Below are 7,107 nucleotides of genomic sequence, written 5' to 3' on the forward strand. Positions count from 1 at the left end.
GGGCGTGTCCGTGACCGACGCCCCGGCCACTGTGGCTGCCGGCGAGGAGATCTCGCTGACCCTGGCCGATCTGATGATCGACTCCGACGGCGCCCCGACCGCCACCTCCGTGGACGTCTCCTTCCAGCCGACCGGCGGTGAGCCGATCGAGCTCGGCACCGTGGACGCGGACGCCTCGGGCGACACCGCAGCCCTGACGGGCATCACCGCCCCGGACACCGCCGGCGCAGGTGAGCTCGTCATGTCTGTGACCTACGCGAACGGCACCGTCACCGAGGTCCGCCACGCCCTCGAAGTCACCGCGGCTGAGGGCGAGCAGCCGGGCGAGGGCGAGGAGCCGGGCGAGCCCGGCACCCCGGCCGACCCGGAGCACCCGGGCGAAGGCCAGGAGCCGGGCGAGCCGGGCACTCCGGCCGACCCGGAGCAGCCGGGCGAGGGCGCGGACCCGGCCGACCCGGAGCACCCGGGCCAGGGCGAGGAGCCGGGCAAGGGCCACGGCGCGGACGAGGGCGAGCACACCAAGCCGTCCAAGGTGCAGACCGGCGGCGAGGCCACCTGGTCCCTCGCCGGCCTCGGCGCCCTCGGCGCCGCCGCGCTGCTCATGGTGCGCCGCCGCTTCACCGCCGCCCGCTGATCTCCTGACCGACTGAGCCCGCCCTGCCGGCCGCTTCGCGCGGCCGGCAGGGCACGACGGCGGCGGGTCCATCCCCGACCCGCCGCCGTCGCCCCCTCCCCTGCTGCGGCACCTCTCCCACGCACCCGGTGACCGGCGCATCCCTTCTCTCCCGCGCCGCACCGCCGATCGAAGGAACCTCCCCATGCACATGCCCCGTCATGTCCTCGTGCGCACCGCCGGCGCCGCCGCCGCGCTCGCGCTGCTCTCCCCCGCCGTCGCCCTTCCGGCCCAGGCCTCCCCGGCCGGCGACACCCTCGTGATCAACGAGGCCTACACGAACGGCGGCTCCGCGAACGCGGTGTTCACCCACAAGTTCGTCGAGCTCTACAACCCGACCGACGCCCCGATCAGCCTCGACGGCTGGTCCCTTCAGTACCGCTCCGCCACCGGCACCGGCGCCCCGAACGGTTCGGTGGCCCTCTCCGGCACCGTCCCGGCCAAGGGCACCTTCCTCGTGCAGGGCGGCTCGAACGGCTCCAACGGCGCTGAGCTGCCCACGCCGGACCTCGTGGCCGGCGGCCTCAACCCGGCCGGGGTCTCCGGCACCCTGGTCCTGTCGAACCAGGCCGAGCGGCTGCCGGCCCTGGCCACCGGCTCGGTCGTCACCGGTGACGACCCGGCCGTCGTCGACCTGCTCGGCTACGGGACGTCGAACACCTTCGAGACCACTGCCGCCTCCTCGCCGTCCGCCAACTCGGACCCGAAGTCCATGACCCGCACCGACGGCGTGGACACAGACGACAACTCCGCCGACTTCACCCTCACCGGCGACGTCACCCCGATGCCGTCCTCCGGCGAGGGGGTCGACCCCGCTCCGGACCCGGACCCGGACCCGGACCCGGAGGAGGCGATCCCGCTGACCATCGCCCAGATCCAGGGCACCGGAGACCGCACGCCCTACGACGAGCAGCTGGTCACCACCACCGGCGTGGTCACCGCCGTGTACTCCACCGGCGGCCTCAACGGCTACTACCTGCAGACAGCCGGTACCGGCGGCGAGGCCGGCTCCACCGAGGACGCCTCGGACGGCGTCTTCGTGTACTCCCGGGACACCATGGGCGAGGTCACGATCGGTGACCACGTCCGCGTCACCGGCACCGCCGGCGAGTTCTACGGCCTCACCCAGATCTCCGTCCCCGCCGGCGGCGTGGAGCAGCTGGACGAGCCGGGCTCCGTGGAGCCGCTCGAGCTCGACTTCCCGCTCACCGCCGCGGAGAAGGAGGCCCACGAGGGCATGCTCCTGGCCCCGCAGGGCGACTGGACGATCACGGACAACTACTCCGTGAACCAGTACGGCTCCCTCACGCTGGCCCCCGGCACCTCCCCGCTGCCGAACCCGACCTCCGTCGCCCTGCCCGGTGCCGATGCCCAGGCTGTCATGGCGGACAACGCGGAGAAGGCGATCGTGCTGGACGACGGCGCGACCACCAACTTCATGCGCTCCCCCGGCAACCAGAACACCCTGCCGTACGTGGACGTGGACTCCCCGGCCCGCGTGGGATCCGCCGTGGACTTCACCACCGGCGTGATCCTGGACTACCGCCACGACGCCTGGACCTTCCAGCCGCTGGGCCACCTCAACGACGACACGGCCGCCACCGTGCAGCCGGTCTCCATCGAGGACACCCGGCCGGCCGAAGCGCAGCGCGAAGACCTCGGCGGCGACGTCACGGTCGGCTCGTTCAACGTCCTGAACTACTTCACGACCCTCGGCGAGCAGTTCCCGGACTGCAAGGCCTACACGGACCGTGACGGCAACCCGATCACCACGAACTACTGCGACCCCCGCGGCGCCTACACCGCCGAGTCGTTCGAGCGCCAGAAGGCCAAGATCGTGGAGGCGATCAACGGCATGGACACCTCGGTGATCGCCCTCGAGGAGATCGAGAACTCCGCCCAGTTCGGCCTGGACCGCGACCACTCCCTCGCCGACCTCGTGGACGGCCTGAACGCCGCCGCCGGCGAAAAGAAGTGGGCCTACGTGGCCTCCCCCGCCGAGCGGCCTGCCCTGGCCACCGAGGACGTGATCCGCTCCGGATTCATCTACCAGCCGGACGAGGTCACCCCGGTGGGCGAGTCCGTGATCCTGGACGACCAGGTGAACTTCGACAACGCCCGCGAACCGCTCGCCCAGCAGTTCCGCCGTGCCGACGGCACCGCGAAGGGCATGGAGGGCACCGACTTCGTGGCCATCACCAACCACTTCAAGTCCAAGGGCGGCTCCGGCGCCGCGGACGACAACGTGGACACCGGCGACGGCCAGGGCGCCTACAACGGCGACCGCGTCCGCATGGCCGAGGCCCTCGTGGACTTCGCCGACCGGATGAAGGAGCAGGCCGGCACCGACCGTGTCCTGCTGCTCGGCGACTTCAACGCCTACGAGATGGAGGACCCGATCCGGGTGATCGAAGAGGCCGGCTACATCTCCCAGGGCGCCAAGACCGGCGAGTACTCCTACACCTACGGCGGCGCCGTCGGCTCCCTGGACCACGTGTTCGCCTCCCCGGCCGCCGACGCGACGGTGACCGGCCAGGACATCTGGATGATCAACGCCAACGAGTCCGTGGCCTTCGAGTACTCCCGGCACAACTACACGGCGGAGGACCTGTACCGCGCGGACCAGTGGCGCTCCTCGGACCACAACCCGATCCTCGTCGGCATGGCCCTGCCGGGTCTCGAGGAGGAGGACCCGGTCGACCCGCGTGAGTGCGTGCACCCGCGCGACGGAGGCAACCCGCACGAGTGGAAGAAGTGCCGCCCGGATGAGAAGCCCGGCAAGCCCGGCAAGGGCGGCCACCCCGGGAAGCCGGGCAAGGGCAAGGGCCGGGAGCGCTGATCCCGCCTGGGGCGCCTGAGGCACCCTGACTCCTGACGCACGACGACGGTCTCGTCACCTTTCGCACGGTGACGGGACCGTCGTCGTGTCCTGGCCGAAACGGACCCGGGCGAGGCGGAAGCGTCCGGTGGGGTCCGTCGTCGGGTGCCGCCGGGCGGCGGCCTGGGTCAGGCCCGGGCGAGCAGGGCGGCGGCGATCGCCTCTGCATCGCCCAGGCTCATGGCGCGTCCGGCAGGGTCCTGCCCGGCCTCGGCGGCGATCGCGGTGCCCCACTGGACTCCGGCAAGCTGAAGCCCCAGGACGAAGACGTCCTCGTCCACGCTCCCGTCCGCGGCCTTGAGACGGTGCGGGCGGGAGGTGACGTCGAACCCGGCGGCCGGCTGCAGGGCGCCCTCAGCGTCCTCCAGGGTGCCGACCGCGGCAACACCCTCCTCCAACAGCTGCCGCATGAGCCGGGAGGACCCGGCCTGCACGCGGTTCGGCGGCATCATCGCCTCCACCAGCCAGGTGCCGGACACGGAGGCCGGACCCTGCCCATGCTCGTCGCCGACCTTCGGGCTGCGGGCGCGGAAGCCGGCATCGTCCACCTCCACCGACGGCACAGGGCCGATCCAGTCCAGCAGGCCCGCCCGGTGCAGGGCGAGCATCTGCTCCACGCGCCAGCGCGGCGGCCCGGAGGACAGGCCCTCCACGAGCGGCTCGAACCAGGCCTGCACGTCCTTCAGGCGCGAGGAGTCCGTGACCTTGCCCTCGGCGATCCACTGCTTCATGCGCAGACGACCGGCATGCAGCGCGCCCACGGCCATCATGAACGGGGAGTCCTCACCGAGTGTGGCCTCCACGCAGGCCTGCTCCAGGAGCGAGACGACCTGCTCGTGGTAGTCCTGCGGGGTGTCGAAGACGTCGTCCCGGTAGGGGTCTGCGTAGGCCACGATGTCCAGGAAGCGGCGGTCCGGCGTGTAGCGCTGGAGCAGTTCCTCCGCGTGGCGGGCGGTGACGGGGGCGCCGCGGCCGGCATCGTCCAGCAGGGCGACGAGCTCGCCGAGGAAGCGACGGGCGGCGACGGGTCCTCCGAGGATGTCCGGCTGCGTGCGGACCATGGTGGCGTAGTAGTTGCGCACCACGTCCCGGTGCAGCAACGGCCAGACGTGCTCGTCCAGGTCCAGCACGCCGTGGCGGTCCAGAAGGGCCTGCACGGCCGCGTCCGAGAGGTAGGACAGGGTGACGCCGTGGGGCACGAAGGAGGTCACCTCGGCCTTCGGCAGGTACGGGATGCCGCGGCGGGACATCAGGTGCATCACCGGCTCGCGGCCCGAGGGCTCGTAGCGCAGCGCACGGCCCGGCTGCTCGCCGGTGCGATGGAACGTGCCGCCGCGGCCCTGGGTGAGCTGGGCCAGGATGTCGAAGGCGTTCAGGCCCATGCCGCGGATCAGGACGTCCGCGCCGGCCTCGATGGTGCGCCAGTCCACGTCCGAGGGGATCTGCGGGCCCTGGTAGTGCAGGCCCGAGTGCTGGGAGGCGGCCTCGGCCAGGCGGGTCTGGTGGGCGGTGAGGCGGGCCCGCTGGTGGCCCAGGGCCAGGACGGCGGCGTCGGCTTCCAGTGTCTTCACGCCGGAGCCGTCGCTCGGCTCGAGGGTGAGGACCACGCCACCCTCGGGACGGTGGCGCAGAGAAGTGGCCTCCGCACGGTGCTCGGTGAGGGAGGCGACCTCCGGCCGGCTCCGGAGGGCCCCTGAGATGTGGGACCACAGCTCGGTGAGGTAGCGGCCGTAGACCACGCGCGCCGGGTACTGGTTGCGCTGAACCCCCAGGGCGGCCTCCGGGTTCACGCGGCGCCACTGGTCGAAGGACTGGGCGGCGGTGGAGGGGCGCAGGCCGGGGTTGTCCGCGGCGGCGGCCGTGGGGAAGAAGGACGGGGTGTTCATCAGGTACAGCTCGGACTGGTCCGTCCGCCAGACGCGGCCCGGACCCACCGGATAGGGGTCCACCACGTGCAGTTCCAGAGGCCGGTACGGTGCGGCCGGATCCCGGGACTCGAGCTGGGCGAGAAGCCGCTCCATGACCATGACTCCGCGGGGGCCGCCTCCGACCAGGACGAAGCGCAGGGGTGCGGTGGCGTCAGCAGACAGGGGCACGGTTCTCCTCGCAGTCGGGGCACAGAGATTACAGACGTCCAGGGTACTCAGGGCGTTCACGGGTCGGCCTGGCCAGCGGAGCGCCCCTCCCCCGCCCGCCGAGATCCCGCGCCCCGCACGGTGCCGGTGCAGCACCCACCGTTCCGGGCCGCACCGTGCGGCACCTCACCGGGTGTCGAGTCTGTGCCGGGCAATGCACTCCCTGCATGCCGCCTGGGAATCTGCGCGGACGGGGTGCCGGGGGTTGCGTGCGTGCTCGCCGCTCGGAATGGTCGGAATCACCAGGGCGGAGAAGCCGCCCGGACACCTACGACGAACAGGAGCACACCATGGACCGCACCATGCTGGAGCAGCTGCAGAACGCCGACGTCTACTCGACCTCCGGCGACAAGATCGGCTCGGTCGGCCAGGTCTACCTGGACGACCACACCGAGGAGCCCACCTTCATCACCGTGAAGACCGGCCTGTTCGGCACGAAGGAGACCTTCGTGCCGCTGGACAAGGCCCAGACCGCGGAGGGCGGCATCTCGGTGCCGTTCGAGAAGGACTTCGTGAAGGACGCCCCGAACGTGGACGCGGACGGCACTCTCACCCCCGAGGAGGAGCGCCGCATCTACGAGTACTACTCCATGGACTACGAGGGCGGCCACGGCGACGTCAACGCCGACGGTCACGACGACGTCCGCGCCGAGAACGACGGACTCCGTGACGACCGGACCGCAGGCGCCGCGGGTGCCGCAGGCGCCGCGGGAGCCGCCGGCACCGCCCCCGTGGCGGGCGACGGCCGTGACGACCGCGCCGCGGACGTCCGCGGCGACGAGCCGCGCGATGCCGCTGGGCGCATCGACGCCGACCGCGACCGCCTCGACACCGACCGCGCCGAGGCCGACCGCGGTGCCGTCGGGGACGGCGACTCGATGGTCGTGCGCGACGAGCACCTGAACGTCGGCACCGAGCGCCGCGCCTCCGGCCGTGTGCGGCTGCGCAAGCAGACCTACACCACCACCGAGCAGGTCGAGGTCCCGGTGCAGCGCGAGGAGGTCGTCGTCGAGCGCGAGAAGGTCGACCCGGACTCCACCGAGGCCCGCACCGCCGGCCGTGGCGACGACGCCGTCGAAGTGACCACCTACGAGGACGTGCCCGTCGCTGAGAAGACCGTGGACGCGGAGAAGGTGTCCCTGGGCAAGCGCACCCATCGCGACACCGAGACCGTGTCCGAGGAGCTGCAGCACGAGGACGTCGAGGTCGAGGGCGACGCCCGGGACGACTTCGGCACCGCCGACGGCCCCCGCCGCTGACCGGGCCGGGCAGACGGCGGCGAGCGGGCCGTCGTCGCCCGTCCTGCCCGGACGGCCCCCGCACCCACGGTGCGGGGGCCGTCCCCTGTGCGGTGCCGGCCGCGGCGGCCACCTTTGATCGTGACGGCCCGGACACGGTAGGCTGGTGGGGTCCGTCCGAGG

The 7,107-nt window shown here is 72.4% G+C and carries 3 protein-coding genes and 1 pseudogene; 3 read left to right on the forward strand and 1 reads right to left on the reverse strand.

Going from position 1 to position 7,107, the window contains the following annotated elements; translation table 11 throughout:
- Window positions 1–634: pseudogene (locus MLY01S_RS12715) on the forward strand (bifunctional metallophosphatase/5'-nucleotidase); the annotation flags it as partial.
- A gap of 184 nt (window positions 635–818) precedes the next feature.
- Window positions 819–3,512, forward strand: a complete 2,694-nt coding sequence (locus tag MLY01S_RS11475) for an ExeM/NucH family extracellular endonuclease (protein ID WP_245232205.1) — start codon at window positions 819–821, stop codon at window positions 3,510–3,512.
- A 167-nt stretch (window positions 3,513–3,679) separates the two neighbouring features.
- On the opposite strand, the gene MLY01S_RS11480 is transcribed toward MLY01S_RS11475, so the two are convergent.
- Window positions 3,680–5,647: an FAD/NAD(P)-binding protein gene (locus tag MLY01S_RS11480; protein ID WP_082740147.1), complete on the reverse strand. Its 1,968-nt coding sequence runs from the start codon at window positions 5,645–5,647 to the stop codon at window positions 3,680–3,682.
- A 329-nt stretch (window positions 5,648–5,976) separates the two neighbouring features.
- Here MLY01S_RS11480 and MLY01S_RS11485 point away from each other — a divergent pair, with 329 nt between their 5' ends.
- Window positions 5,977–6,945 (forward strand): PRC and DUF2382 domain-containing protein, encoded by a 969-nt coding sequence (locus MLY01S_RS11485; protein ID WP_067192273.1) that lies wholly within the window; start codon window positions 5,977–5,979, stop codon window positions 6,943–6,945.
- Window positions 6,946–7,107 lie beyond the last annotated feature (162 nt).

This window comes from Micrococcus lylae NBRC 15355, from assembly GCF_001570885.1.
In the GTDB taxonomy this organism is placed as follows: domain Bacteria; phylum Actinomycetota; class Actinomycetes; order Actinomycetales; family Micrococcaceae; genus Micrococcus; species Micrococcus lylae.